Genomic DNA, 25,665 nt, shown 5'->3' on the forward strand with positions numbered 1-25,665 from the left:
ATCTGCAAAAACTTTAGCAACAACTGCCTTTTGAACTGAAGCTAAATCACTTCTTGCTGTTGCAACTTGTGCATCTGTCCTTGTAGCAACAAATCTTGGCACTGCTACTGCTGCTAAAACTCCTAGTATTACTATAACAAATACTAACTCTATCATACTAAAAGCATTTCTTTTCATTATATTTTCCTTTAATTTATAATTTTAATAAATTTCCTTTATAGATTTAAATAAATCCTAAAAGTAAATGAAATATAAACATAATTTTTTTGAATCTTTACTTAAATTAAGGTAGCAGAATGAAACAATATTTGAAAATATATATGTAAGTAATTATAATTTCATATTTAAACTTAAAGTTTTGTTTTATATACTTAAAGGTAAATTTTACTTAATCATTGAAGGATTGTAAATGAAGATTACATACACTATAACAGATGAATCCCCAGCATTAGCAACATATTCATTTTTGCCAATTATAAAATCATTTCTTAAATATGTAAATATAGAAGTAGAAACTTCAGATATATCATTATCTAGCAGAATCTTAGCTCAATTTAGTGATATTTTGCCATTAGAGCGTAGAGTGGAGGATTCTTTAAAAAAGTTAGGTGAGCTTGTTAAAACAAATGAGGCAAATTTAATCAAAACACCAAATATTTCTGCTTCTATACCGCAGTTAAAGGTAGCTATAATGGAACTACAAAATAAGGGGTATAATATTCCTAATTTTCCTGATAATCCAAATAGCAATGAAGAAAATAATGTAAGAGAAAGGTATCAAAGAGTTTTAGGATCTGCTGTTAATCCTGTGCTTAGAGAAGGAAATTCCGATAGACGCTCTACAAAAGCAGTTAAAGAATATGCAAAAAAACATCCTTATAGTGTAGTTTCTTTTGATGATAAATGTAAAAGTAAAGTATCATATATGAAAGATGGAGATTTTTTTGATAATGAAAAGGCAGTTTTAATCCAATCTTCAAGTAATGCAAAAATAGTTTTTATTGATAAAAATGGTAATGAAAAGATTTTAAAAGATAATATTAAATTAGAAAAAAATGAGATTTTAGATGCTACATTTATGAGTGTAGAGAAGCTTTCAGCATTTTATGAAGAGCAAATAAGACAATGCAAAGAGGAAAATCTTTTATTTTCACTTCATTTAAAAGCTACTATGATGAAAGTTAGTGATCCGGTTATTTTTGGTTATGCAGTGAAAATATTTTTTAAAGATATATTTAATAAATTCAGTGATGAGTTAGAAAGGTTAGATGTAAATGCAAATAATGGTATAAGTGAACTTTTAACTAAAATAGAATCTTCTCCTAAAAAATATGAGATATTAAAGCTTTATAATGAGATTTTAGAAAAAAGTGCAAAAATTTCTATGGTAAATTCTACTAAAGGTATTACAAACCTACATGTTCCAAGTGATGTAATTGTAGATGCTTCTATGCCTGCGATGTTAAAAAATGGAGCAAAGCTTTGGGATAGAGATGATAAAGCTTGTGATACAAATGCTATCATACCAGATAAAACTTATGCCACAATTTATGAAGCTGTAATTGAGGATTTAAGGAAAAATGGAACGTTAAATCCAAAAGTTTTAGGAAGTGTAGCAAATGTTGGACTTATGGCAAAAAAAGCTCAAGAATATGGTTCGCATGATAAAACTTTTGTTGCTCCTAGTAATGGTGAGTTTAGAATAATAGATTCTAGTGATAATATTTTAATTTTTCATAAAGTTAGTAGTGGCGATATTTATCGCGTTAATGAAACAAAATATGAAGCTATTTTAAATTGGATTGATTTGGGTATTGAGAGGAGAGAAATTACAGGAGATAAGACTATTTTTTGGCTAGATTCTAACAGAGCTAGTAATAGTATTATGATTGATTTAGTAAAACAGAGGCTTAAAGATAAAGGTAAAGATATTGAAATTTTAGCTCCAAAAGAGGCTTGTTTAAAAACTTTAGAAATTATAAGAGATGGTAAAAATGTAATTTCAATTAGTGGGAATGTGCTTAGGGATTATTTAACAGATTTATTCCCAATATTAGAGTTAGGAACAAGCTCTAAAATGTTATCTATTGTTCCTATGCTGAGTGGTGGAGCTATGTTTGAAACAGGTGCTGGTGGTAGTGCTCCAAAACAGGTTGAGCAGTTGATTGAGGAAAATCATTTGCGTTGGGATAGTTTGGGAGAATTTTTAGCACTTCAAGCTAGCTTAGAATTTTATTCATTAAAAAAAGGTAATAACAAAGCAAAAATATTAGCAAATGCGTTGGATAATGCAATAGGTGAATGGCTAAATAATAATAAGACACCATCTCGTAAAGTTAAAGAAGATGATAATAGAACAAGTCATTTTTACCTTGTAATGTATCTTGCAAGAGCTTTAGCAAATCAGGTAGAGGATTCTGATATTGCTTCATTTTTTAAACCTATTGCAAATGAGTTAGAAAATAAAGAGAATATTATTCGTTCAGAATTTAATGATGCACAAGGGGTTAAAGTAGATTTAGGCGGATATTATAAATTTGATGATATAAAAGTAGAAAATATCATGAGACCAAGCAATACTTTTAACGCAATTATAGAAAAAATTGCTAATGGGTGATTTATATTATATAAAAGTAGATAAATTTTATTTTTTAATAAATTTGTCTTCTTCTATAATTTCTACATCAATCACATCATTATTAGATTCTTTTTTATTATAATATTCTTCTTTGTAATATGCTTTATTGCTTTTAAATAAAAGTGAAATTATAAAAAATAAAACACCAAATATATCACTCAATATTCCCGGAATTATCAATAGAATACCACTAATAAATCTAAAAAAACTCATTCCAACAAAATTGCTAATACTAACTTTTCTTTCGGAAATATTTTTAAGAGAACTAAACATAACATCACCTTGTGAAGCTATAATCCCAGCTCCAAGCAAAAAACTAATTATCATCTCAAGGATTATAAATAATAATCCAAATTCATCTACACTAAGAATAATTAGATAAATTTCAATAACAATATAAATAAATATTGCAATAAACCTCACACTCTATTCCTTTATCAAATCCAAAATATCTTTTGGAGATGTATTTAAACTTAAAGTTATTTTTGACAAATCTACTCTTTTTATTAGTTCTATATTGTTATTTTGAAGTTCTTTGCCAATTATTAGCGCATATTTGAAACCCATAAGTTCAAAATCAGCCATTTTAGCTCCAAATCTGCAATCTCTATCATCTAACAAAACTTCAGCATTCAATGATAATAAATCTTTGTAAATTTTGGTAGCAAAGTTATTCTCATTAATATTTTTAATATTTGAAATTATTATAACAATCTCAAATGGAGGGACATTACCCCATATAGCACCCTTAGAATCCGCTTTTTGTTCTAGAATGCTAGGGAGGATTCTGCTAATTCCTATGCCATAGCAACCCATTTCAAAAAATTCAGCTTTGCCATCTTTATTTAAAAATGTAGCCTCTAGAGGTTTAGAATATCTATTGCCTAGTTTAAAAATATGTCCAATCTCAATACCTCTTGTTGTAGTTAGAATCCCAGTGCATTTTGGACATAAATCTCCAGCTTTTATTTCTACTAAATCTTTGTAATTTAAGTCTTTAAATTTACTTAAATCAACACCAACAAAATGATAATCCTTTTCATTTGCACCACAAATTAAATCAGTGCAATCTTTTAATTCATTATCAAAATATATATAATCTGATTTTATAATATTTTTTAATCCATAAGGACCAATAAAACCACAAAAAAGTCCAATAGAATTAATCTCTTCTTTGCTTAAATCTTGTAATTCTAATGCATCTGGAATACTATTGAATGCTTTTGTATTAGATAGCTCATCACAACCTCTTATAAAAAAGAAACAATATTTAATTATATTACCTTCAAATATTACTTTTTTTGCTACACATTTTAAAATAAAATAGGAATCTATTTTAAAAAATTCACTTAATTTATTTACATTATCAATGCTTGGTGTATAAAATTTTGCAAATTCAGCCTTAGGAATAGATGTAGGAATTATTCTCTTGCTCCTTGTAGCAGCTTCAACATTTGCAGCATAATCACAATTTTTACATATAATAATCTCATCTTCCCCACTTTGTGCCAAAATCATAAATTCTTTACTTCCACTTCCTCCAATAGCTCCACTATCAGCTTCAACAACTCTAAAATCAACCCCTATTCTATTAAAAATATTTCTATAAGTTTGCTCCATTAGATTAAATTCTCTATCTAAATCTTCTTTGCTAGAATGAAAGCTATATGCATCTTTCATAATAAATTCTCTAGCTCTCATTAACCCAAATCTTGGGCGGATTTCATCTCTAAATTTAATATTGATTTGGTAGAGATTTAATGGAAGCTGTTTATAACTCTTTATATACCCTTTTATAGAATCTGTTATAGATTCTTCGTGTGTTGGACCTAGAATAAACAAATTTTCTTTTCTATCTTTGAATGTTAATAATTCTTTACCATATTTATTAAACCTTTTTGATTTTATCCATAGTTCAGCTGGTGTTACAAAACCTAAAGTTACTTCATTTGCCCCACTTTTATCCATTTCTTCTTTTATAATTTTTTTTATTTTGCTTAAAACTATTTGACCAAGAGGTAAAAAGCTATAAATCCCACTTCCAATTTGCTTTATATAGCCTCCACGAATTAGATAGTTATGACTTTTTAAAACACAATCTTTAGGCTCTTCTTTAGTGCTAAATGCAAAAAGTTTTGAAAATTTCATTTTATTTCCTTTGAAATATTATTATCATGATTTTGTTGAGCTTCTTTTAGATTAGTATCATTAATGTTAAATAATATTTTTAAGCTATTTTCAATCTCCTTAAGTTGTGAAGATGATGATATTTCTTTTAAGTTTTTGGTTGGCGTATGCAGAAATACATTAAATACATTATGTATAGTTTTTTGAATATTTTGTCTATAAGATTCTGGTAAGAAACCTTTCTGTATGGCTTTGTCAATTTCACGCAAGGAAGCATCTTTTGCAAGCTGTCTTAATGTTTTTATAATGGGTTCAACTGAAAGTATATTTAGCCATTTAAAAAATTCATTTACTTGATTGCCAACTATCTCATAGGCAAAATTAATATTTTCTTTACGATATTCTTTGTTTTTATCTACCATATTTTGCAATGAATCTATCGTTATTACTTTAATATTAGAATCTAAAATCTCCCCAACATCTCTAGGAAGTGCTAAATCAAAAAAATATCTCTTAAAGGTAGTTTGCTTAATCATATCATTTGTGATTATTGGGCTTGTAGAGGCTGTTGCAGAGAAAAGCAATTCAAATGAATTTATTAAGCTACCTAGTTTATTAAAGTCTTCTACTTCTAAGTTTGGGTTATTGATTTCATTTTTAAAGTCAAGTGCTTTTTTTTTGTTTCTATTTAATAAAACTACCTTATAATTAGCACTTAGAAGATGTTTGATTGTGATTTGTCCCATTTCGCCAAGACCAATTACAAGAGCTTTTTTATTATTTAGTTCTATTTCCTTTGCATTTGATACTGCGATAGAGGCAATAGATATAGGTTTTTTTGAGATACCTGTTTCATTTCTAACATTTGCAGCACACTTAAAAGCAAAGTCAATCACATTGCCTAAGCCTTTATTTGTGCAATAGTTATTGTTTAGGGAATAACGATATGACTGTTTTAATTGCCCTCCAATTTGAGTTTCACCAATAACTAGACTATCAAGACTGCTTGCTACTAAAAATATATGATGAATAGCACTATATCCTTCAAATGTATTTGCATATCCCTCCAAAACTTCTTTTTTGATTCCGGATATAGTTGTAAGTTTTGTAAAGCATTTTTGAAATGAACTATAACTATCACTAGATAACATTATTATTTCTGTTCTATTGCAAGTTGATAATAAAATGGCTTCTTTTATTAAATCATAATCTAATAAAAAGTCTAAAAATATTTTAGAATCTTTAAATGATAATTTCTCTCTTATTTCTAAAGGTGCATTTTTGTGAGAGAAACTAAGAACTAAATATTTCATTAAAACTCCCTATAAATCATATCTTTTATGATTTCTTTTAATTTATAGTCTTCTTTATCTAGTGTATCTAATGCCATTTTACCATAGTTAAGGGCTACATTTTGAATTTCATTTATTATATTATATTTTTCAATTTTTTCTTTAATCCAAGTTTTATCGTTTTGTTTTAAATCTTTTTTAAAATAGCTTAGAAGTTTATTTTTTTCATCATCTTTCATTTTATTGTATAGATAAATATAAGGAAGTGTAGTTTTACCTTCTTTTAAGTCGCTAAATGATTCTTTTCCAAGTGTTGAGGTTTCCTTAGTAATATCTAGTAAATCATCAATAATTTGAAAAGCTATTCCTAAAGAATTCCCATAAATCTTATATTTATTAATACCTTTATTACTTAAGATTCCAGCACATACCGCAGCAGCCTCTATTAATGAGGCAGTTTTGTTATTAATCATTTTAATATATTTATTAGAATCTAAATTAAAGCTTTTGCTAAGCTCTACATCTTCAAGTTCTCCTATGCTTAACATTAATACTGCATTTGAAATAATTTTTGATAAATCCTTACTAATACAAGAGACTTCATAAAATGCTTTAGAGTATAAAATATCACCTAGCATAATTGCATTTTTATCTCCATGTTTTGCATTAATACTAATATTTCCTCTACGCATATAAGAGCTATCAATTACATCATCGTGTAATAAAGATGCAAAATGTATTAATTCAATGATTCCACATAGTTTTATATTTAGTGTTTCTTTTGGAGCGATTGTTAAAATTAATTTACTTCTTAACATTTTTCCAAATGAAAAATCATCTACAAAGTTTTTAAAAAACTCACTATCTATTTCATTAAAGTAGCTATTTATTAGATTTTTTACTTCTTTTATCTTTTCTTCCATAATCACTCTTTATGTTATTTATATTGGCTCAATATTATTGTTGAAACTAAATAGATAATATCTAAATTTTGCTTCTTTTTTATCATTATTATAATCTATAAAATAAATTATAAAGTAGGGGTTTTGGGTTTTGGCAATAGAGCTAAGATTTATCTTATATGAATTTAAATTCTCTTTATAAAGTATAAATTGATGTGGATTTCTATCATAATTAAGATGTATAACAAGTCCCCTGTCTTTATAAAGAGTCCAACGAAAAGATAAAGTTTTTTTAGTGTTTTCTACAAAAAAGTCTATGCTTTTTATTTCATCTTTTTTTAGGGTTATTTCACCTAATAATTCTGCTTTTAATATTAAAATTGAAAAAAATAAAATAATTAACTTTTTCAAGGCTTTATCTTTTAGAATCTATAATAAACTTTACTAAATTATTACAAGAATCTATTAAAATATTTGCTAGACAAATAACGATAGTTTTCATATTGTAGATTCTAGGGAAATCCCTAGAAATTTCAAAGTTATTTTTTAAGAGTTACAATATAATCTGCTAATGCACTCATATCTGCATCACTTAATTTTCCTGCATAAATTTTCATTTGGACACCTAGACCATATTGATTAAGAGTTCCTGCTTTATATCCTTTTAAATCTTCTATAATTTTCTCTTTTTTTAAAGAATTAATTGTAAAAGTAGCTTTAGAACCCGGTGGTACTTTATCTCCATTTGCTCCATGACAAGCCATACAGGTTTTATATAAAGTTGCTCCATCTGCCGCCATTAATCCAGCAATACTAAAAAGTGTAACTAATATCAACTTTTTCATCTTACTTCTCCTTTCAAATGTTTTTGATTTTTAAAGTTTTTCAAACTTTAAAGGTTAGTATTCTACTACTTACAAACTTAAACAAAAATTCATATTAGATTAGGTTTTTCATTTGCCATTTTTTGAACCTCATCTAAAAATACATCTAATATTTTATCTTCATCTAATTTACATAAAATCTTACCATTTTTTATAATTAATCCACTCTTATTGCCAAAAGCAATAGCTATATCTGCATGTTTTGCCTCACCTAAGGCATTTACTGCACAGCCCATTACCGATATTTGAAGCGGTGTTTTTATGTGTTTTAATTTTTCTTCTACAATTTTTACAGCCCTTGTTAAATCAACTTCAATCCTTCCACAAGTAGGGCAAGATACTATTGTAATACCTTCTTTTTGTCTCCCAGAGTATTTTAATATAGCTTTTGCTGCTTTTATTTCTTCTTCTAATTCTCCTGTAATTGACACTCTTATGGTATCTCCTATTCCATCTAATAATAGGTTTCCTAGTGCCATTGAGCTTTTAATAATTGATTGATATAAAGTTCCAGCTTCAGTAACTCCAATATGGAATGGGTAAATTACTTGCGGTCTAAGCATTTTATACGCTTGTATTGTTCTCTCTACATCACTTGCCTTAAGAGATACTTTGATATTATCAAATCCACAATCTTCAAGAAGTTTTATGTTATATAAGGCGGACTCTACCATTCCTTTGGGAGTAGGACCATATTTATTTTCAAATTGTTTCTCTAAACTTCCTGCATTTACGCCTATTCTTATTGGAATTCCTCGCTGATTGCAACCTTTTGCAATCATCTCAATTCTTTTCTTATCACCTATGTTTCCTGGGTTAATTCTAATACAATCCACATTTTCTAATGCAATTAGGGCTAGTTTATATCTAAAATGAATATCTGCTACAAGTGGAATAGATACTTGATCTTTTAGTTCTTTTAGTGCTTTTGCATCTTGTTCATCACTTACTGCAACCCTAACTATTTCACAACCTGCAAGTTGTAGTTTATCTATTTGTGATTTTGTCTCTTTTATATCTTTAGTTTTGCTAAAAGTCATACTTTGAACGCTAATTGGTGCATCTCCTCCAATAGCTACATTGCCTACAAAAATTTGTTTAGTTTTAAATCTTTTCATATTTTATGCCTTAAAAATTTATAAAAATAGAATCTTACATATAAAATGCTTAACAAAATCTATTTAGTTTTTAAAATAAAATATTTATCAAAAATATAATTTGTTACTTTTTGTATATTTAATTTGATATAATGATAAAAAATTAAGGATCTTAATGCTGCCATTAATTGCTAAACATAAGCTAAGTCATAGTGTTCTATCTATAGGTGCAAGTGAGAATAATATTATTATATTAGATAGTAATTACAATTTATATGAATTGAGAGATGAAGAATTTATATTTGCTAAGAAAGTTTTTGATTATGAACCACATCATCAGTTTAGTAAGGCTTGTGCTATATCTATGAATGGATACATTGCTATTGGTGAGAAAAAAAGCCCAAATTGTAAGATTCTACATATTAAAAATAAAAATTTAATACATATTAAAACATTATCTTGGCATAGGGCAGATATTTATAATATTAGATTTTCAAAAGATAATAAATACCTTGTTACAGGTGGGGAAGATGGAAAGGTATTTATATTTTCACTACCAGAGTTTAATATAGTAAATATTTTACCTCCTAGACCTGATTATATATCTAATATTCATTTTGGGAAAATTTCAAGGCTAGTAGTTTATAGCTCCTATGATATGGTGAATTGTATTTTTAATATGGATACAAATGAATTAATAGGAGAGTTTGAGACAAATAGTGTAGCAGAAGATATGACTTTTTTTGATGACGATACAAAGATATTTTTTATTTGCTCAAATGGTGATAGCGGAATCTATGATATAGAAAGTAAAACTATAAATTTAAAACATAATTATAATTCTTGGCTAACACGCGTTGGAATGACAAAGGATAATAATTTTGCATATATTGGAGCAAGGGATAATACCATCTCATATCTAAATTTAGAGTTTAATAAGCCTACTTTTAATATTGAATTAAATTATATAGATGGAATCTCGTGTATGAGGGTTATTAACAAAAAGTTATATATTGGTTATAGTAGTGGGTATTTAGAAGTTTTTGACCTTGTAAAATTTGAAGATGAACTTTTTAATGCGATAAATAATAATGATTTTAGGAAAGCAAGTGAAATTAGTCAAAAAAATATATCGTTAAAAACTCTTAAAAGCTATATTGAGCTAAAAAATAAAATGTGGAATTTTGAGTTTAAAAAAGCACAAGAGATCCTAGCTAGTAATATATCAAAAAATATTTTTATTGAGGTTATTGATAGGCTTAAAATATTTTTTGAAGATGAAGATAAAAAGAAAGAATTTGATAATTTTAGTGATAATATTGATATAGTAAAAGAATTTAATATCGCATTAGAAACTAAAAATTACACTTTGGCATATAGAATTGTAGAGCAAAATTCATATCTAAAGCAAACCTTAGGATATGAGAAATTAGAAAATATTTATAGCAATGCTTTTGAGAGTGCAAAAATACTATTAGCTAATAATGATATTAATGATAATCTTGAGGCAGAAAATCTCTTAAAACCATTCATTAATGTCCCTAGTAAAAAAGAAAGCATCAACATACTTTTAAGGAATTCTTCAAAGTTTTTTCAAGCAGATAAAATGATAAAAAATAAACAATTTGGAGAGTTTTTTAAACTAGCAGAATCTTTTAAGGCAATAAAAAGCACATTAAATTATAAAAAAGCAGTTATTTTTGGAGAGCAAATTTTAGCAACTATAAATGAGCTTGAAGCAAAAAATGAGAATTCTAAAGCAATAGAGTTATTGGATGTATTAATTAAATTTACGCCATTTTCTAAAATAGCTTTAGAGAGAAAAAATAATTTATTATTAAGAATAGAATTTTTAGATTTATATAATGCAAAAGAATATGTAAAAATATATCAACAAATTCATAAATTTCAAGTAATTAAGAGTTCTTTAGAATATATATCTTTAAGTAATTATTTTAATAACATATTTGAAAATGCCCTAGAATTTGCAAGTAGAGGTGAAAGCAGTATTGTTTATAGAAATTTAGAGCGATATTTTAAAATTAAGTTTTTTGAACATAAATTTGAGAGTATCTTTAATATCAGCTATCTAAATGAGATTGATTTAATGCTAAAAAATAAAGGAAACAATGTAAATTGGAGGCTTACATTAGAATCTTATATTGGAATATTTGGTAAAAATGATGAAATAATTAAGATTTGCTCTCCTTATAGTAAGATTTTAAATATTATTAATGGTATTGATGCTAGTATTAAAAAAGAAGTAGAATTTCTAGATAGTATAGTTATTATGTTATAATTATAAAATTTTTAAGAAAGTTTCAAAGAAGGTTTAAAGGATTAGCAGTTGAATTTTTCTTTCAATTTTGAATCAAAATCTAAATTATTAAGTTTAAATTCTATCTCTAGCTATCCCCACTCTAACCCCCCCCCATTATGTTATTATAGAAGAGATCCTTTAAGCAGTATTATTTCTTTAAGCCCATTTCTTGTTTTACCATTTTCACCTTTTATTTCTTTTATTTATGCCTTGTTTATTATGATTATTTTGTCGCCAATATTAAATACCCAAAATAGAGTAATATTAAGTGTGTGTGTTATTTTAAGTGGTTCATTTTTGAATGGAGATGCAGTCTTGCATAGTGATTTTGAGCATTATTATAGAGTTTATAATGCTTTGCTTGATAATAATTTAAAATTTTTATTATATTTTGGTAGCGGTATAGAGTTAGCTTTGCCTACAACCTATTTAATATTAGGAAAATTTTTTGGGAAACTTAGTCCAACCCATTTTATGAATATGCAAATTATTTTTACTGTAAGCTTATTTTATATTTGGCTTGAAGTATATGGCATTAAAAATATTGCAAATAGGCAAAAGGCTATTTGTGTTGCAATGGCATTAATGTTTTTTGACTTTTGGTGTAGTGCTTGGTTAGTTAGACAGATTTTAGCTTCTGTATTTATTTTATATACTATTAGTGCTAGAAGTAATTATAGCTTTTGGATATTTTTTATTACTGCTATTTTATTTCATACGACTAGTATTATTTTTATCCCATTAATTTTACTTTTATATAAGTATCCAAAAACAGGATTGTTCTTTTGTGTTTGTATAAGCATATCATTTATATATTTTTTAGAAATAGCAAATTATTTATACTCTATTAAGTCAAATATTATTTTTCCTATACAACCTAAGTTGTATGACTATGTAATATCTAAAACTACTTTAGATGGCAGTTATATTGGTGTTAAAAATTTAATTTTATTAAGCATTTTGACTATATTTAGCTTAATTTATCTAAATAGAGCTTTTAGAAGGTATAGAGCAGTAATTTTGGGCTTGGAGATTTTGTATATTTCATCTATTTATGTAAGTGGTCATTTTAGTTTAAGAGTGGGTGTTTTTTTAATATTTGTATCTATCGGATATTTTTTATTCTTAAGCTTGAGAAAACAGCCATTTATTTTATTAATTTTTGCTTTATTTTCACTTTTAAATATTGCTCAAACAAAGAGTGTATTTGGAGATTTAAGTAATACTAGAATCTTTGCAAATTATGATATTTATGGCAATTTTTTCTATTATTTAAATTAAAGGAGTTTATTTGAAAAAGTTAGATTCTTGGGATATTTTAGTTATGTTTTTTAAATATTGGAAGTTATTTGTGGTTTGTTTTGGAATGGTATTAGTTATTGGTTTTATTTTATTTTTTAAAAGTCTTCAAATGCAAAATAATACAAGTGAAAAAATGTTTAAAATTGATATTATTATAAAAACTATCAAAAATATTCCAATTATTAATGAAGATATACTAAATAAAGTATTAGAGGATGAGAAAATTATCAAAATACAAAATAATATTTTTGAAATAGATTTTGAGGCAGAGAATTTAGATGCTGCAAATATTTATGCAGATAATATAAAATCTAGTTTAACTAATAATATATTAATTAAAGAAATCATATCAAATATAGCTAATTTAGATAAAGAATCAAATAATTTGCTAAAACATTCTAATATTGTTATAAATGATATTTTGACATTAGCAGAGATTAAAAATGCTAAAAATAATTTTTTTATTTTTAGTGATGTTAAAGAGCTAAAATCTAATCCTATTAATTTTGTCCAAACAAGCAAGAGAAGTAAAATAATATTGATTTTTTTAAGTGCCTTTATTGTATCTTGTATATTTATTTATATAGTTGATTTCATAAAGGTAAATAGAGATAAACTTAGTTTATGATTTTTCTTTTTATTCTTAGTGAGTTTAAGCAAACAATCAATGAGCTAAAGCTCATACTTAGTGCCGCAAATAATGGAATTATAAACCCAAATGAAGCAAGAGGAATTGTAAGTAAATTATAAATTATGCTTATTTTTATATTTTGTTTTATTGTTTGGTAGGTTTTTTTAGCTAATTTATATGATAGAAGTAGGCTCTTTAAACTATCATCAAGTAAAACTACATCACTAGATTCTATTGCTATATCACTGCCTTTTCCCATAGATATTGCTATATTACTTTTATTTAATGCTATTGCATCATTTATTCCATCGCCAACCATTATACATTTATGACCATTTTTATGAAGTTTGTCTATAAAATTACTTTTATCTAATGGGCTTTGCTTTGCGTAATATTCACTAACACCCAACTCCTTTGCTATGTCTTTTACTACTTCTAATCTATCTCCACTTAATATTACAACTCTAAAATGATTATTTAAGAAATATGAAATTACATATTTTGCATCATCTTTAAGCTTATCTTGCATACTAAATATTGCTATTAGCTTATTGTCAATAACAAAATAGAATTTCATATAAGAATCATTTTCTTTAAAGTCTATATTCACACCACATTCTTTTATGAAATCTCTAGAACCACCAAGCAGTATAGAATCCTTATATTTTGCCTGTATTCCTTTTTGATTTATTTGTTTAAAATTATTTAATTCTAAAATATTACTATCTTTAAAGTATTCACTTATAGCATTGCTTATAGGGTGATCATTCAGTCTTACAAAAGAATATAATATATCTTTATTAAATTGTTCTAAAATCTCTATATTTACCACCTTTGGCTCACCAAATGTTAATGTTCCTGTTTTATCAAAAACAATAGTATCGCTTTTTGCCATAGTTTCTAAAAACTTTGCCTCTTTAAAAAGTATTCTATTTTTATAAGCTTCACTAATCCCAACAATAGTTGCAATTGGTGTAGCAAGAGCAAGGGCACAAGGACAAGCAATAATTATTACAGAAACTGCCACTATCATAGCTTTCTCACCACTACCACTAAAGAATGCCCATAATATAAATGTTATAATTGCTATCATTAATACAAAAGCACTAAAATGATAGGAAACAGCATTTGCCTTACTTTCTATATTTGGCTTTTTATTAATAGAATCTTGAATAAGATTTATAATATTACTCATTGTAGAATCTTCAAATTTTTTTGTTGCTTTATAATGTATCGTATATTCTATATTAATACTTCCAGAAAAGAGAATATCATTAAAGTCTTTTTTTACAAATTCACTCTCTCCTGTTAGCATAGAGCTATCAAGCAAAGCTATTTTATCAAGCAAGATTCCATCAATTATGATTTTTTCTCCGGGTTTAACTTCTATAATATCGCCTATTTCTACTTCTTGTGGTGATATTGATAGAATCTTATTATTTTTTATTATATTTATATGGCTAGGAATACTTGCATATAGTTTATCAATGCTATCACCTGCATTTTTCCTTGACCTAACTTCTAAAAATTTACCAATTAAAATAAAAGTTATAATCATAGTAACAGATTCAAAGTATGTTTCTCCACTGTGAGTTATTGATGCGTATATAGAATATATATAAGTTAGGGTTGAACCAAAGCTAACCAATAAATCCATATTAATAAACCCATGTTTTAGTCCAGAGTAGCCACTTTTAAAAAATATCCAACCAGAATAAAATAATGTAGGCGTTGTAAGCATAAATGAAGCAAAATTTAAAATATCTTTAATGCTTATTTCCATACCTAAAAAATACCCACTATATTGTGCTACTGCAATCCACATAATATTCATAGAACAAAATATTCCAATAATCATTCTAGTGTAGTAATCTTTTCTTTCTTTGGTGTTTATATCTTCTATTATTTTTGGGTCGTAAGCTTGTGCATCATAACCTATGGAGCGGACTTTTTCTATTATTTTGCTCGGGCTTAGTTTATTTGGTTCATATAGTATTTTTGCTTTATTATTAGTGTAGTTAATATCTACACTAATAATGCCTTTTGTGTTATTTAATATTTTTTGATTAAGCCACACGCACGCAATGCAGTGGATCCCTTCTATTATTAAAGATATTTCACTATATGTTGGAAGTTTTTTAATATATTTATTTTCAAAAGATTCTGTATCAAATTTTGCTAAATCATTTTTATATTCTTTTGGTGGAGATAGAGTGTTATCCCCTAGTTTTTCATAGAATCCTTTTAAATTTGCATCTTGTAAAATTCTAAATACACTCTCGCAGCCTCTACAACAAAAATATTCACTAATTCCATTTATTTTTTTTTCAAAAATATTTTTCTCATCATACTCTAAGTGGCAATGAGAACAGATTCTTTTCATTAATTAGAATCTTTAATTAGCTTTATTTCATCTTTTTTATTAAGTATTTTATAGGCTTCATCAATATCACGTAGAGTTTCAGTATCAAGCTTTTTATTTAAACTTCTAAAGATATTTTGTTTGTTAGTTTTTACCTTTTCTTTATATGCGTTTTCTAAATCTTCTTGAGAATAATTTTCATTTAAATTAAGCAAATCTAGTGCTTTTTGTCTATCTAAATCAACTTTTGTGTTATACATATTTTCAAAATCATCATAAATCTTATTAAAATCATCATTATTTAATTCAAAAATTGCTGCAATATCGATAATCTTTTCTCTTTCTCTATCATCTAAAGTCCCATCAGCATAGGCAATTGCAAAAAGAAACTCAATTACTTTTAGCCTTTTTTTATACTCACCTTTTGTTGCGTTTATAAAATCTTGTGCTAGAGAATCTAAATCGTTATAATCATTATTAAATATCTTTTGTAAGCTTTCTCTTGCATCCTTAAAATCGCTTAATTCATTTGCAATATCATCTAGTATATTGCTTATTAACTCTTGTTCTAATTTGCAAACTTTTCCGTCACTTGATGCAATGCCTTTTAGAATGCAAGTTAGGATTCCATATTCTGTTTTTATAATTTTTTCTTCTTGTGTTAATTCTATGTATGGATTATTTTTTATATCATATTCTGTTTTATAATCATTGTCATTTTTATTAATCTTATATGGATTTTTCATATAATCTTGAAATCCATTGTATAGCATATATAATACAACTCCAGCTATAATTAGCAGTACAACTTCCATTTTTAAAACTCCTTATTTTTTATTCTTTTTTGATTGCTGTTTTTCTAATAATCTTTCTTCTTCTAAAAGTAGTTTTCGCTCTGTTTTTTCTTTTAAAATAGCTTGAAATTCATCTCCTTCTTCATAAGTTTTATTCTTTTTTGGCGTGATTGATAAGATTATAAAAACAAATATAAATAAAATTAAAGATATTTCTGGGTCTTTACTAAAAAATAGCCACCCAACGCCAATTAATGCTGATATAATAAATCTTAATATTATCACCATTATATAAACTCTGGGATAAATTTGTGATACCTAAAATTTAACATACTATCATCATTTATTCCAAATGCAAGTAGTAATAGTTGTGAGAGGTTTATCACAGGAATTTTGCTTAAATCTCTATTTATCATTTTTTCTAGTTTTTTTCTTTCTCTATCAAACATATTGAAATTGCCAATAGAATTAGAAATAATAAAATCACAGCCACAATCAATAGCATTTTCTAAATATTTTGCACTATATTTATATGCTATATTAATATTTGGTATATTAAAAAAATCACAATAAGATTCAAAATGAATTTTTAAATTTATTAAATCTAAAATTTCTTTTGTATGAGTGCTATTAAGGTTGTTTGAATAAAATATGCACGAGCTAAAATCACTAAAATCACTTTTGAGATTTTTTTTAATTTGGATTTTATTGTTATCTTGACTTAGTAGGTTTGATATATGAATAATATTTGTGTCCTGAGAGTATTTTATATTTTGCTTTGATAATTCTTTTTCAATCATGTTGAATAAATTTGGATTTTCATCTATCATTTTTTTTGCAAAAGTTAAACTCTTGAAAGCGTCATCTTCTAATACTAATAAATCTTTATCCTTTGCTTTGGCTATATTATAAGCTTGAGCTATAAAAAAAGCCCTTTCATTTAAGAGATAACTAAGATGCTCTCCATAGTATTCAAATTTTTCACCACATATAGTATTTATATTTAGCTTTTTTAACAATGCTAGAGTGGAATCTATAAGGGATATATTTTCATAGTGGTAATAAATCATATATTCTTTCATTTTTTGCTCTCTTTAATGTATTATTTTGTATTTTGATTGAATTGTCTTTTTTAGTTTTGGTAAATAATCTTTTACTAGCTCTTCATACTCCTTTTGAAGTAGCATTTTTTGAATACTTTCAATTTCTGTATCAATGCTGCTATCATTAGGATAAATCATATCTTTTGTGCTAATGTGATTTATCACGCCATCTTCAAAATTAGATATTGATGAGAGTAGTTCTAATGTATTATTTTGATAATGAATACACATCCATTTAATATACATAGCATATCCATCACCTATATAGTCATCTAAATCAAGGGGACTTATTAAATTAATTAATATATATTTTTTAAATTCATTTTTAGATTCTTCATTTAAAAAGCTAAATTTATCTAATCTCTTTTTATATTTATTGAAAATTTCTTCTTTATTGATTAATAAATCTTTTGAGGCATACTTTTGTGATATAGGGTTTATTTCTAGTATATTTCCAAATTGTTCTTTTATATCTTGTAGTTTTAGATTATGAAAAATTACTTTATTGTTTATTCTAAAGCCAAAAACTTCTACGTCATAAGAAAAATCATCTAATTTTTCTTTTATATTTTGCATTAATTCCTTTAAAGATAAATTATCATCTATATTTATATTTAGATTTTGATAGTATTCATTGTAGTCTTTTTTGCAGTCAAATCTAAAAACCTTAATTTTAAAATCCATTATAAATCCTTATTTACCATTTGATTAAATTCATCAAGTATTTTTTTTACTTCATTAATACCAAATTCCCAAAACTTTTCATCATCAATATCAAATCCAAAAATTGCTACCAAATCTTTTGGTGATTTTGAGCCACCACAAGATAGGAATTCTGTATATTTAGCAACAAAATCTTCATATTTTTTACTTTTATATAGCCCAAATAATGTTAATGATAATAGCTGCCCATAACTATAGGCATAGCAGTAAAATGGAGAGTGTATAAAATGTGGTATATAGCTCCACCAAAGGGAATAATTCTTGGTTAATTTTACAGAATCTTCAAACATCTTTTTATTTTCCTCATACCAAATTTTATTCAAATCACAAACTTCTAATTCATCCTTGCAATTATGGATTCTTCTCTCAAAATTTGTCATTACAACTTGTCTAAAAAGGGTTGAGAAAATATCCTCAATTTTACCAGCATATAATCCTAATAACTCTTTTCCCTTTATTTCATTTTTCATTCTATCAAATAATAGCATTTCTCCAAAAACAGAGGCAGTCTCTGCTGTGGTTAGAGGGGTATCCATATTGAGATAACCCATATTTTTAGATAGTTCTTGATGTATTGCGTGTCCAAACTCGTGTGCAATAGTAAAAATATCTCTTCTACCATTTGTATAGTTTAATAAAATATATGGGTGGGCTTTAGGCACTGCCCCATGTGAAAATGCCCCACCTCTTTTATTTTCTTTTGGATGAGAATCTACCCAGCCATCTTCAAATGCCCTTTTTGCTATATCCCCAAATTGTTTTGAAAATCCCATAAATGTTTCAATTACTAATTTTTTTGCAGAGTTATATTCAAATGTATTATTAGCAAAATCAATTGGTGCATATCTATCATAATCTTTTAGTGTTTTGATGTTTAATAGCTTTGATTTCATTTTGTAGTATTTATGCACTAATGGGAAGTTTTTTACTACAATATTAATCATACTATCTACGCTTTTTTGGCTTATTTGATTATCAATATGTCTAAAAGATTCTGCATTTTCATAACCTCTTAATTCTTTTGATATTGCTAAGTCTTTTCTTATTATGTTAATTATATATTTTAGTAAGTGTGAGGATTTATCTAGTTTTTTAGTTAATTCTTTTTGGGCTGTTTTTCTATCCTTTCTATTGCTAGAATGGAGTTTTGAGAGTATTTCTTCCTCACTTAATATTTCATTATTAAATTTAAACTTTATTTTGCTTAGATGCTCATCAAATAACCTACTAAAAGCACTTGCTCCTATTGGAGAGAGTTTTAGGATAATTTTTTCTTCTTCTTTGCTTAGTTGATATTGTTTTTGTTGATAAATTTTTGTTAGGTAGTATTTATATTTTTTTGCTTTTTTTATGTGTTTTAGAATTAGATTTTCATCTAATTTACTAAATTCTATCTCAAAAAATATAATATGATTTTGAATCTCATTTGCTATAAGTTCATATTTAGCATAGAATGAACCATTATTAGTATCTTTTGCAAAAATTAAAAATACATAAGTCATAATTCTAGCTATTCCATCGCATATATTTTCATATTTTGTAACTATGTTTTCAAAATCATCAATATTTATTAACTTGTTGCTATATTCCTTTTCAAAGTTTATTGCTTCTTTTTGTATTTGCTTAGTAAAAGAATCTAATTCAGCCTCATCATTAAATAATGCTTTTAAATCCCATTTATCGATATTATCTGTATTCATAATTTTTCCTTACTTTGTGTATTAATTTAGCCAATCTTTAATTTTATCAATACAATTATCTAAAATACTCTTATGAGGTTCATTTTTTAAACCAAAAGATTTATGTAGAGATTCTGCTAACTTTCTTTGCTCACTTGTTAATTTTTCATTTGGATAAGTGATTTTTATTTGCACAATTAATCTTCCAATTTGAGAATTACTGATATTCTTTACACCCTCATTTTTAAAAACAAATCTCTCTTTATCTTTTGTATTAGCTGGTATTTTTAATTCTAATTCCCCTCTAAGTGATGGCACCTTTATACTTCCTCCAAGAATTATATTTGTAAAAAATACTGGAATTTCAATATAAATATCATCTTTATCTCTTATAAAATGCTCATCCTCTTCTACCTCAATTATTATATATAAGTCCCCTCTTTTGCCATTTGGTAATTCATTTCCCCTTTCTGTTGCACGGATTCTATTATCTGTATCAATTCCTTCTGGAATATCTATTTTAATATTCTCTTCTTTTATTGTGTATTTTTTACCATTACAAGTTTCACATTTATCTTTTATACTCTCTCCTATTCCTTCACATTTAGGGCAAGTTTGAGTAAAAGTCATAAAGCCATTTCTGCTATAAATCCTACCTTCACCACCACAAGAGCGACATTTTTCTTTAGTTTTTGCACCACTCCCCTTACAAGTTTTACAGTATTGTTTAAATTTATTTTTAATTTCTTTTTTACAGCCAAAAACAGCTTCCTTAAAACTTAGTTTTAACTCTATTGCAAAATCACTCTCAAAGTTATCTGAAGTTCGATTTCTCTTGCTAAAGCCTTGACCAAATACACTTTCAAATATTGAACCTAAATCACCGAAAATATCTCCGAAATCTCTTCCGCTAAACCCACTAAATCCGCTAGATTCCAATCCAGCTTTGCCATATCTATCATAAATTTCTCTTTTAGAATCATCGCTTAATACTTGATAAGCCTCATTTATTTGTTTGAATTTTTCTTCAGCTTCTTTATCCCCTGCATTTCTATCAGGATGATATTTTAATGCTAGTTTTCTATAAGCTTTTTTAATTACCTCTTTATCGCTATTTTTAGCAATTTCTAATACTTCATAATAATCAAATTCTTCCAAATTATCACCTATGTAAAAAATTTTAAAAACATAATTTTACAAATTTAAGCTAAAAATATTTATAGATTTCATTATATTTAGCTTTAAATCTTTTATGAAACCAAAACCATTCTTCATTTTTTTCTCTTATAATCTTTTCTGTAAAATCTGCTTGAAGCTGTGTCATAGTCTTTATATCATCTTTATAATCCTGTGTTATTATAGCATCACATATTTTTTCAAAATGCAAATAGTATTTGCTATAATCATTGCTTAATTTCATATAGGCAAATACTATAGGTATATTATATTTTCTAGCTAAAATTGAGGCTATTGGTGTGTGTGTTACATCTTTATCAAACATCTTAACCCAAATTCCTTCATTATCTGATATATTTTGGTCAATCACTAATCCTATAATATTTTTTTTATCACTTAAGAGCTTAATTAAATTTCTGCTTACACCTTTTTTATCTAAGAAAAATGAGCCAAATTTTTGTCTTGATTTTTCCATTAGTGAGTTTATAGAACTAAATTGTGTTAATCTCCCAACTACACTTAATTTTATTTCTTTATGTTTGTAAGCTACATACCTAGCTGTTCCCTCCCAATCGCCATAATGAGCAGTTATGAAAATAAAATTTCCATTTTTGATTAATTCTTCTATTAAATATTCATTATAAACTTTAAATTTTTTAATATATTTTCCCTTATTCATATAAAGCAATCTTATTGCATTTAAAATTACAAAAGCAAAGTTATCATAGCATTTATTGAGAATCTTATTTTTAGTAAGATAATCTAGCGTTCCATTGTAGGCAAAATTTAGATTATTTAAGCAATCTTTCCCCCTTCTTTTATCTAAAGCTTTAAAAATAAAACCTAAAAGCTTTACATTATAAAAAAATATTTTATCATTCATTAAAGATAGAATAAATCCGCTAATATTTGCAAATATTACTATAAATATATCTAAAATCTTATTTAGTATTTTTTTCATCACTAGTCCATATTCATTAGTATTTTAATGTTTTTATATATGAGTTTTGGTGGAATTTCTTTAATTGAAAAGTTATTTTTCATTATTCTTTCTTGCCTTATCTGACAAATTGATATATGATTTTCACCCTCTAGTTTAAATCTATCTATTGGTGTATTTCCATAGAGTGTGATTGATTTTACCCCTAAAGCCCATGCTAAATGTGTTATACCCGTATCTCCACCAACAACACAATCAATATTTAAAAGAAGAGATTTAATTTCTGTCAAATTTAGCTTTGGCATTAGATAAAAAATAGAATCTTTTATTGCTAATTCTTTTATTTCTTTTTCTTTTTTATCCCATATAAGATAGATTTTACTAATTCCTATATCTTTTAGCATTAATGCTAATTCTAAGAATAAAATTAGCGGATATTCCTTTTCTTTCTTTGAGGCTTCTAAAATAAAAAGCATATTTTTATGCTTAAAATTAATATTTAATATATCTTTTTTACTACCAATTCCTTTTGCCCTATTTTTTAGCAGGGATAAATTGAAATCTTCCTTAAAGTCAAATGCCGTTTTTAAAAGCTCCCAATTTCTCTTTAAAATATGTTCTTTATATGCTATCTTTGCTTTTTTGGTATAAAAATATTTTACAATTTTTTCTCTAGGTTCTTCAAACCCTATTAATTCATCTTTTTTTAGCATTTTTCCAATTATTAGAGATTTTATTAATCCTTGAAAGTCAAGCACTTTATCAAATTTATCTAAACTTTTTATTTGTTTAGCAATATTAAAAAGAAGTTTTTTGTTTTTTTTACTTTTTCTTAGTGGGATAGAGACAATCTCATCAATTAATGGTGAATCTTCCAAAATTTCACTAAATGAACTATCTACAATCCAAGTAATATGTAAAGATTTAGTTATATTTTTTAATTTTTGGTGCAGTATTTCTAAAAATACCAAAGTAGTTATTATATCACCAAGTGAGCTAAGTCTAATGATTGCTATTTTCATATAAATTCAATTTTTATCTCTTGAGGTTTATCAAGTGATATAATTTTTTCTTTTGCTATGTGAGAGGTATTTTTTATATATAAAATTTCATTCTCAAAGCTTAACTTAACTATATCATTTGCTAAAGATTCTGCTAGGCTTAGTATGTAGCTAAGCCACTGCATTGTCAATATATCAGGCATTAGAGAGCTTAGATGAATTATTTCATCATCTTTTGGAATCTTTTTATTGCTGTATTTTACAAGCAAACAAATTATTGCCTTACTAGAGTGTGAATAGCCATAGCTAAGAGCATTTATTAAAAAGTATGCACTATGTTCGTGTGATGAATAATAACTTAAATAATTGCCAATCTTTACAAGTCCAGCAGCACTTTCTAAATGAAATAAATATTTGTCATCTATTTTATGCTTTTCTTTTAATAGTAAAAATAACTTTTTTGCATTATTTTTTATATTATTATGTGTTTTGGTATCCAATGAAAATCTATCTAATAAGCTTCTATATGATGGGTTAAAGTTTGTTGGAAATATATAATTTTGATTTCTAAGTAAATCACTTAAAAATACACCCTCTCTAACACCAGCTCCACTTACAATAACGCATTTTGTATTAAAATATTCTAATAGTATTGTAAAGATTAATGCACCTTCTCTTATATTATCTTCTCTATCTTTTGGAATTTTAAAGTCTTTTAGTTTTTTAATATCACTATTGTAAATGTTTTTAAAATATGGGATGTGTTTTTCTGCCTCAAATTCATAGCCATGAAGAGTATTTATAGGGTATTTTTCTTTTTTCATTATTAGCTTTGCTAGTGCCCTTATACTACCTCCAATTCCAAAAACATTGTATGTTAAGGTATTTTTAAAACTAGGTGGAATCTTTTTTATCTCTTCATTTATAAATTCTTTTGCTTTTTTAATATCTGTTTTAGAGTCAAAAAATAACTCTTTTATTCTAATTGTTCCAATATTAAGTGATATCAAATCTATAATTTTTCCATTTTGTATAATCGCACATTCCGTGCTACCCCCACCAATATCAATTGTTATGCCATCTTTTTTATGCAATAGATTAGAGCAAGCCACTGCACCAAAAAATGCTTCTTTTTTCCCGTCTATAACTTTAATTTTTACATTCGTTTCTTTTTTAATCGATAGAATAAAATCATATTTATTTGGAGCATCTCTTACAGCACTTGTAGCTACACAAAATAATTTTTTTGCTTTATAATTTTTTGCAATTTTTGAGAAATCTTTAATTGTATTTAATGCCCTTTGCATAGGCTCTTTTTGCAAAAAACCATTTTCTTCATAAGAGCCTTCAGAAATTCTTACTTTGCTTTTTATTTCAAAAATTAATGAAAATCCAAATCTGCTTGTTCTTCTAAAAATTGCCATTCTAGCAGAATTTGAACCTATGTCTATAACTGCTACAACTTTGCTCATAAATTTCTCCATTTTTAAGGAATTTAAAACTTAAATTATATGTAAAAGTTAATAAAATATAGATTTTTGATTGTAATTTTATTTTTGTAAATAAAATTAGTTTGTAATATTATTTAGTAGCTTGTAGGCATTTTCTATGACTTCATCTGGTGTTATTAACTTCATACAATTATGATGCTTTAATGGACAAATTCTTTTTTTGCAAGGAGAACAGGGAAGATGCTTGTTTAGCAAAATGGCTTTTGCATTCCATGGGCTTGTTTCATTAGAATCTGTTGGACCAAACATTGCAATAATAGGTATATTTAAACTTGCAGCAATGTGCATAGGTCCGCTATCATTTGTTATAAATAAATCCATCATAGAAATATAATCACAAAGTTTTGTAATGCTAGTTTTATTTGTTAGATTAATAAAATTTTTATTATTTATAGATTCTGTGTTTAATAAATCATCATTGCCAAATAAAAATACCACATAATCTTTACTGCTTAAAAAGTTCATAATAATTTCTAAAAAATATTTTTCCTCCCACCTTTTTGCACTTCCATAACTAGCACCTGGATTAATTCCAATATATCTTTTTGAGTAATCTTTATTGAAACCTTTTATATCCATAGATATTAATTTTAGGGATTTACTTGGATTTATATTTTTTTCTATTAAATTATCGTCAATTAGTTCATTTACAAGGTTTAGATATGATAAAACTTGATGAATATTCTTTATAAATTTTACTTTTTTTGTAAGAAATATGCCTCTAAGGTTCTTAGCATAACCAATTCTTATACCTGTTTTTGTTAAATACATTAATAGGGCAGAAAAGAAAGTATTGCTAAAACTTATTGCTATATCGTGTTTTCCTATTTCTTTAGCAAGTTTGTTTGTTGCAAAAAATCTATTTTTACTTTTTTTTGTAGAATCTATGAATATGTTTTTTATCCTATAATCCCTTTCATAAATACCACAGCTTGCGTTAGTTCCAACTATGCTAAATACTGCATTTGGAAAGTGTTTTTTAAGCTCCTCAAATGCAATTGAGCACATAACGCTATCTCCAAGCCAATTTGGAAGTCTAAGCAATATTTTTAATTCTCTATAATCTACTTTCATAAAATTTATCTATTTACTTTGTTTAATTTTTAAATAAGTAATTATAGGTAAATTTTTAGCTAGAATCCTAACTAAAAAAGTGATTTTTAAAATTTTTAGGAGCTTTTAA

23 protein-coding genes are annotated in these 25,665 nt (G+C 26.1%); 4 read left to right on the forward strand and 19 right to left on the reverse strand.

Annotated features, from left to right (window positions below):
* The coding region (locus CQA44_RS13500) for a type II secretion system protein (RefSeq protein WP_181881790.1) at nt 1-177 on the reverse strand (177 nt) is incomplete at its 3' end.
* Nucleotides 178-409: 232 nt separating this feature from the next.
* Between CQA44_RS13500 and CQA44_RS06400 the strand changes: the two genes are divergently transcribed.
* A complete protein-coding gene (locus CQA44_RS06400) occupies nt 410-2,617 on the forward strand; it encodes an NADP-dependent isocitrate dehydrogenase (protein WP_115546450.1) in 2,208 nt (735 codons plus the stop codon).
* 27 nt (nt 2,618-2,644) lie between these two features.
* Here the strand turns inward: CQA44_RS06400 and CQA44_RS06405 are convergent, their stop codons facing one another.
* The 7 genes from CQA44_RS06405 to ispG all read right to left on the reverse strand — a co-directional run bounded on the left by CQA44_RS06405 (nt 2,645) and on the right by ispG (nt 8,961).
* Nucleotides 2,645-3,061 (reverse strand): FxsA family protein, encoded by a 417-nt coding sequence (locus CQA44_RS06405; protein ID WP_115546451.1) that lies wholly within the window; start codon nt 3,059-3,061, stop codon nt 2,645-2,647.
* 3 nt (nt 3,062-3,064) lie between these two features.
* Entirely contained in the window at nt 3,065-4,786 is a 1,722-nt protein-coding gene (locus tag CQA44_RS06410) for a proline--tRNA ligase (protein WP_115546452.1), read from the reverse strand.
* Nucleotides 4,783-6,078 (reverse strand): glutamyl-tRNA reductase, encoded by a 1,296-nt coding sequence (gene hemA, locus CQA44_RS06415; RefSeq protein ID WP_115546453.1) that lies wholly within the window; start codon nt 6,076-6,078, stop codon nt 4,783-4,785. Before hemA ends, CQA44_RS06410 begins: the two co-directional genes overlap by 4 nt.
* Nucleotides 6,078-6,968: a polyprenyl synthetase family protein gene (locus tag CQA44_RS06420; RefSeq protein ID WP_115546519.1), complete on the reverse strand. Its 891-nt coding sequence runs from the start codon at nt 6,966-6,968 to the stop codon at nt 6,078-6,080. The genes hemA and CQA44_RS06420 overlap by 1 nt, the downstream gene beginning before the upstream one ends.
* Nucleotides 6,969-6,998: 30 nt before the next feature.
* Entirely contained in the window at nt 6,999-7,370 is a 372-nt protein-coding gene (locus CQA44_RS06425; protein ID WP_115546454.1) for a hypothetical protein, read from the reverse strand.
* A 128-nt stretch (nt 7,371-7,498) separates the two neighbouring features.
* Nucleotides 7,499-7,804: a c-type cytochrome gene (locus tag CQA44_RS06430; protein WP_115546455.1), complete on the reverse strand. Its 306-nt coding sequence runs from the start codon at nt 7,802-7,804 to the stop codon at nt 7,499-7,501.
* 89 nt (nt 7,805-7,893) lie between these two features.
* Nucleotides 7,894-8,961 (reverse strand): flavodoxin-dependent (E)-4-hydroxy-3-methylbut-2-enyl-diphosphate synthase, encoded by a 1,068-nt coding sequence (ispG, locus tag CQA44_RS06435; protein WP_115546456.1) that lies wholly within the window; start codon nt 8,959-8,961, stop codon nt 7,894-7,896.
* 154 nt (nt 8,962-9,115) lie between these two features.
* Between ispG and CQA44_RS06440 the strand changes: the two genes are divergently transcribed.
* The 3 genes from CQA44_RS06440 to CQA44_RS06450 are packed head-to-tail and all read left to right on the forward strand — an operon-like array spanning nt 9,116 to nt 13,190.
* A complete protein-coding gene (locus CQA44_RS06440; RefSeq protein ID WP_115546457.1) occupies nt 9,116-11,239 on the forward strand; it encodes a hypothetical protein in 2,124 nt (707 codons plus the stop codon).
* Between the two features lie 48 nt (nt 11,240-11,287).
* Entirely contained in the window at nt 11,288-12,541 is a 1,254-nt protein-coding gene (locus CQA44_RS06445) for an EpsG family protein (RefSeq protein WP_115546458.1), read from the forward strand.
* Nucleotides 12,542-12,551: 10 nt separating this feature from the next.
* Entirely contained in the window at nt 12,552-13,190 is a 639-nt protein-coding gene (locus CQA44_RS06450; protein WP_115546459.1) for a hypothetical protein, read from the forward strand.
* On the opposite strand, the gene CQA44_RS06455 is transcribed toward CQA44_RS06450, so the two are convergent.
* From CQA44_RS06455 to waaF, 11 genes are all read right to left on the reverse strand, one after another.
* Nucleotides 13,180-15,576, reverse strand: a complete 2,397-nt coding sequence (locus CQA44_RS06455) for a heavy metal translocating P-type ATPase (RefSeq protein ID WP_115546460.1) — start codon at nt 15,574-15,576, stop codon at nt 13,180-13,182. The two genes, CQA44_RS06450 and CQA44_RS06455, sit on opposite strands and share 11 nt — an antisense overlap.
* Nucleotides 15,576-16,370 carry a TerB family tellurite resistance protein gene (locus CQA44_RS06460; RefSeq protein ID WP_115546461.1) on the reverse strand — a complete coding sequence of 265 codons (795 nt, stop codon included), beginning with the start codon at nt 16,368-16,370 and terminating at the stop codon, nt 15,576-15,578. Before CQA44_RS06460 ends, CQA44_RS06455 begins: the two co-directional genes overlap by 1 nt.
* Before the next feature lie 12 nt (nt 16,371-16,382).
* Nucleotides 16,383-16,637, reverse strand: a complete 255-nt coding sequence (locus tag CQA44_RS06465; RefSeq protein ID WP_115546462.1) for a hypothetical protein — start codon at nt 16,635-16,637, stop codon at nt 16,383-16,385.
* The gene (locus CQA44_RS06470) at nt 16,637-17,431 is read right to left on the reverse strand and encodes a hypothetical protein (RefSeq protein ID WP_115546463.1); all 795 of its coding nucleotides are present in this window, start codon (nt 17,429-17,431) and stop codon (nt 16,637-16,639) included. Before CQA44_RS06470 ends, CQA44_RS06465 begins: the two co-directional genes overlap by 1 nt.
* A 12-nt stretch (nt 17,432-17,443) precedes the next feature.
* Nucleotides 17,444-18,136: a DUF5644 domain-containing protein gene (locus tag CQA44_RS06475; RefSeq protein WP_115546464.1), complete on the reverse strand. Its 693-nt coding sequence runs from the start codon at nt 18,134-18,136 to the stop codon at nt 17,444-17,446.
* Nucleotides 18,136-19,875, reverse strand: a complete 1,740-nt coding sequence (locus tag CQA44_RS06480) for a M3 family oligoendopeptidase (RefSeq protein WP_115546465.1) — start codon at nt 19,873-19,875, stop codon at nt 18,136-18,138. The genes CQA44_RS06475 and CQA44_RS06480 overlap by 1 nt, the downstream gene beginning before the upstream one ends.
* 21 nt (nt 19,876-19,896) lie before the next feature.
* Entirely contained in the window at nt 19,897-21,012 is a 1,116-nt protein-coding gene (gene dnaJ, locus CQA44_RS06485) for a molecular chaperone DnaJ (RefSeq protein ID WP_115546466.1), read from the reverse strand.
* 49 nt (nt 21,013-21,061) lie between these two features.
* Complete coding sequence (locus tag CQA44_RS06490; RefSeq protein ID WP_115546467.1) at nt 21,062-21,991, reverse strand: lipid A biosynthesis lauroyl acyltransferase; 930 nt, start codon at nt 21,989-21,991, stop codon at nt 21,062-21,064.
* A 2-nt stretch (nt 21,992-21,993) separates the two neighbouring features.
* Entirely contained in the window at nt 21,994-22,992 is a 999-nt protein-coding gene (gene waaC / locus CQA44_RS06495; protein ID WP_115546468.1) for a lipopolysaccharide heptosyltransferase I, read from the reverse strand.
* A complete protein-coding gene (locus CQA44_RS06500) occupies nt 22,989-24,443 on the reverse strand; it encodes a Ppx/GppA phosphatase family protein (RefSeq protein ID WP_115546469.1) in 1,455 nt (484 codons plus the stop codon). Before CQA44_RS06500 ends, waaC begins: the two co-directional genes overlap by 4 nt.
* Before the next feature lie 96 nt (nt 24,444-24,539).
* On the reverse strand, nt 24,540-25,556 hold the full coding sequence (gene waaF / locus CQA44_RS06505; RefSeq protein WP_115546470.1) for a lipopolysaccharide heptosyltransferase II: 1,017 nt from the start codon (nt 25,554-25,556) through the stop codon (nt 24,540-24,542).
* Nucleotides 25,557-25,665: the final 109 nt, after the last annotated feature.

This window comes from Helicobacter sp. MIT 14-3879 (genome assembly GCF_003364125.1).

What these genes read in the sequence shown, in the direction of transcription:
- CQA44_RS06460 (WP_115546461.1), bottom strand. Translation starts at nt 16,370, where the DNA reads ATGGAAGTTGTACTGCTAATTATAGCTGGAGTTGTATTATATATGCTA.
- CQA44_RS06430 (WP_115546455.1), bottom strand. Translation starts at nt 7,804, where the DNA reads ATGAAAAAGTTGATATTAGTTACACTTTTTAGTATTGCTGGATTAATG.
- hemA (WP_115546453.1), bottom strand. Translation starts at nt 6,078, where the DNA reads ATGAAATATTTAGTTCTTAGTTTCTCTCACAAAAATGCACCTTTAGAA.
- CQA44_RS06400 (WP_115546450.1), top strand. Translation starts at nt 410, where the DNA reads ATGAAGATTACATACACTATAACAGATGAATCCCCAGCATTAGCAACA.
- CQA44_RS06470 (WP_115546463.1), bottom strand. Translation starts at nt 17,431, where the DNA reads ATGAAAGAATATATGATTTATTACCACTATGAAAATATATCCCTTATA.
- waaF (WP_115546470.1), bottom strand. Translation starts at nt 25,556, where the DNA reads ATGAAAGTAGATTATAGAGAATTAAAAATATTGCTTAGACTTCCAAAT.
- CQA44_RS06475 (WP_115546464.1), bottom strand. Translation starts at nt 18,136, where the DNA reads ATGGATTTTAAAATTAAGGTTTTTAGATTTGACTGCAAAAAAGACTAC.
- CQA44_RS06490 (WP_115546467.1), bottom strand. Translation starts at nt 21,991, where the DNA reads ATGAAAAAAATACTAAATAAGATTTTAGATATATTTATAGTAATATTT.
- CQA44_RS06465 (WP_115546462.1), bottom strand. Translation starts at nt 16,637, where the DNA reads ATGGTGATAATATTAAGATTTATTATATCAGCATTAATTGGCGTTGGG.
- ispG (WP_115546456.1), bottom strand. Translation starts at nt 8,961, where the DNA reads ATGAAAAGATTTAAAACTAAACAAATTTTTGTAGGCAATGTAGCTATT.
- CQA44_RS06410 (WP_115546452.1), bottom strand. Translation starts at nt 4,786, where the DNA reads ATGAAATTTTCAAAACTTTTTGCATTTAGCACTAAAGAAGAGCCTAAA.
- waaC (WP_115546468.1), bottom strand. Translation starts at nt 22,992, where the DNA reads ATGAAAATAGCAATCATTAGACTTAGCTCACTTGGTGATATAATAACT.
- CQA44_RS06480 (WP_115546465.1), bottom strand. Translation starts at nt 19,875, where the DNA reads ATGAATACAGATAATATCGATAAATGGGATTTAAAAGCATTATTTAAT.
- CQA44_RS06500 (WP_115546469.1), bottom strand. Translation starts at nt 24,443, where the DNA reads ATGAGCAAAGTTGTAGCAGTTATAGACATAGGTTCAAATTCTGCTAGA.
- CQA44_RS06440 (WP_115546457.1), top strand. Translation starts at nt 9,116, where the DNA reads ATGCTGCCATTAATTGCTAAACATAAGCTAAGTCATAGTGTTCTATCT.
- CQA44_RS06455 (WP_115546460.1), bottom strand. Translation starts at nt 15,576, where the DNA reads ATGAAAAGAATCTGTTCTCATTGCCACTTAGAGTATGATGAGAAAAAT.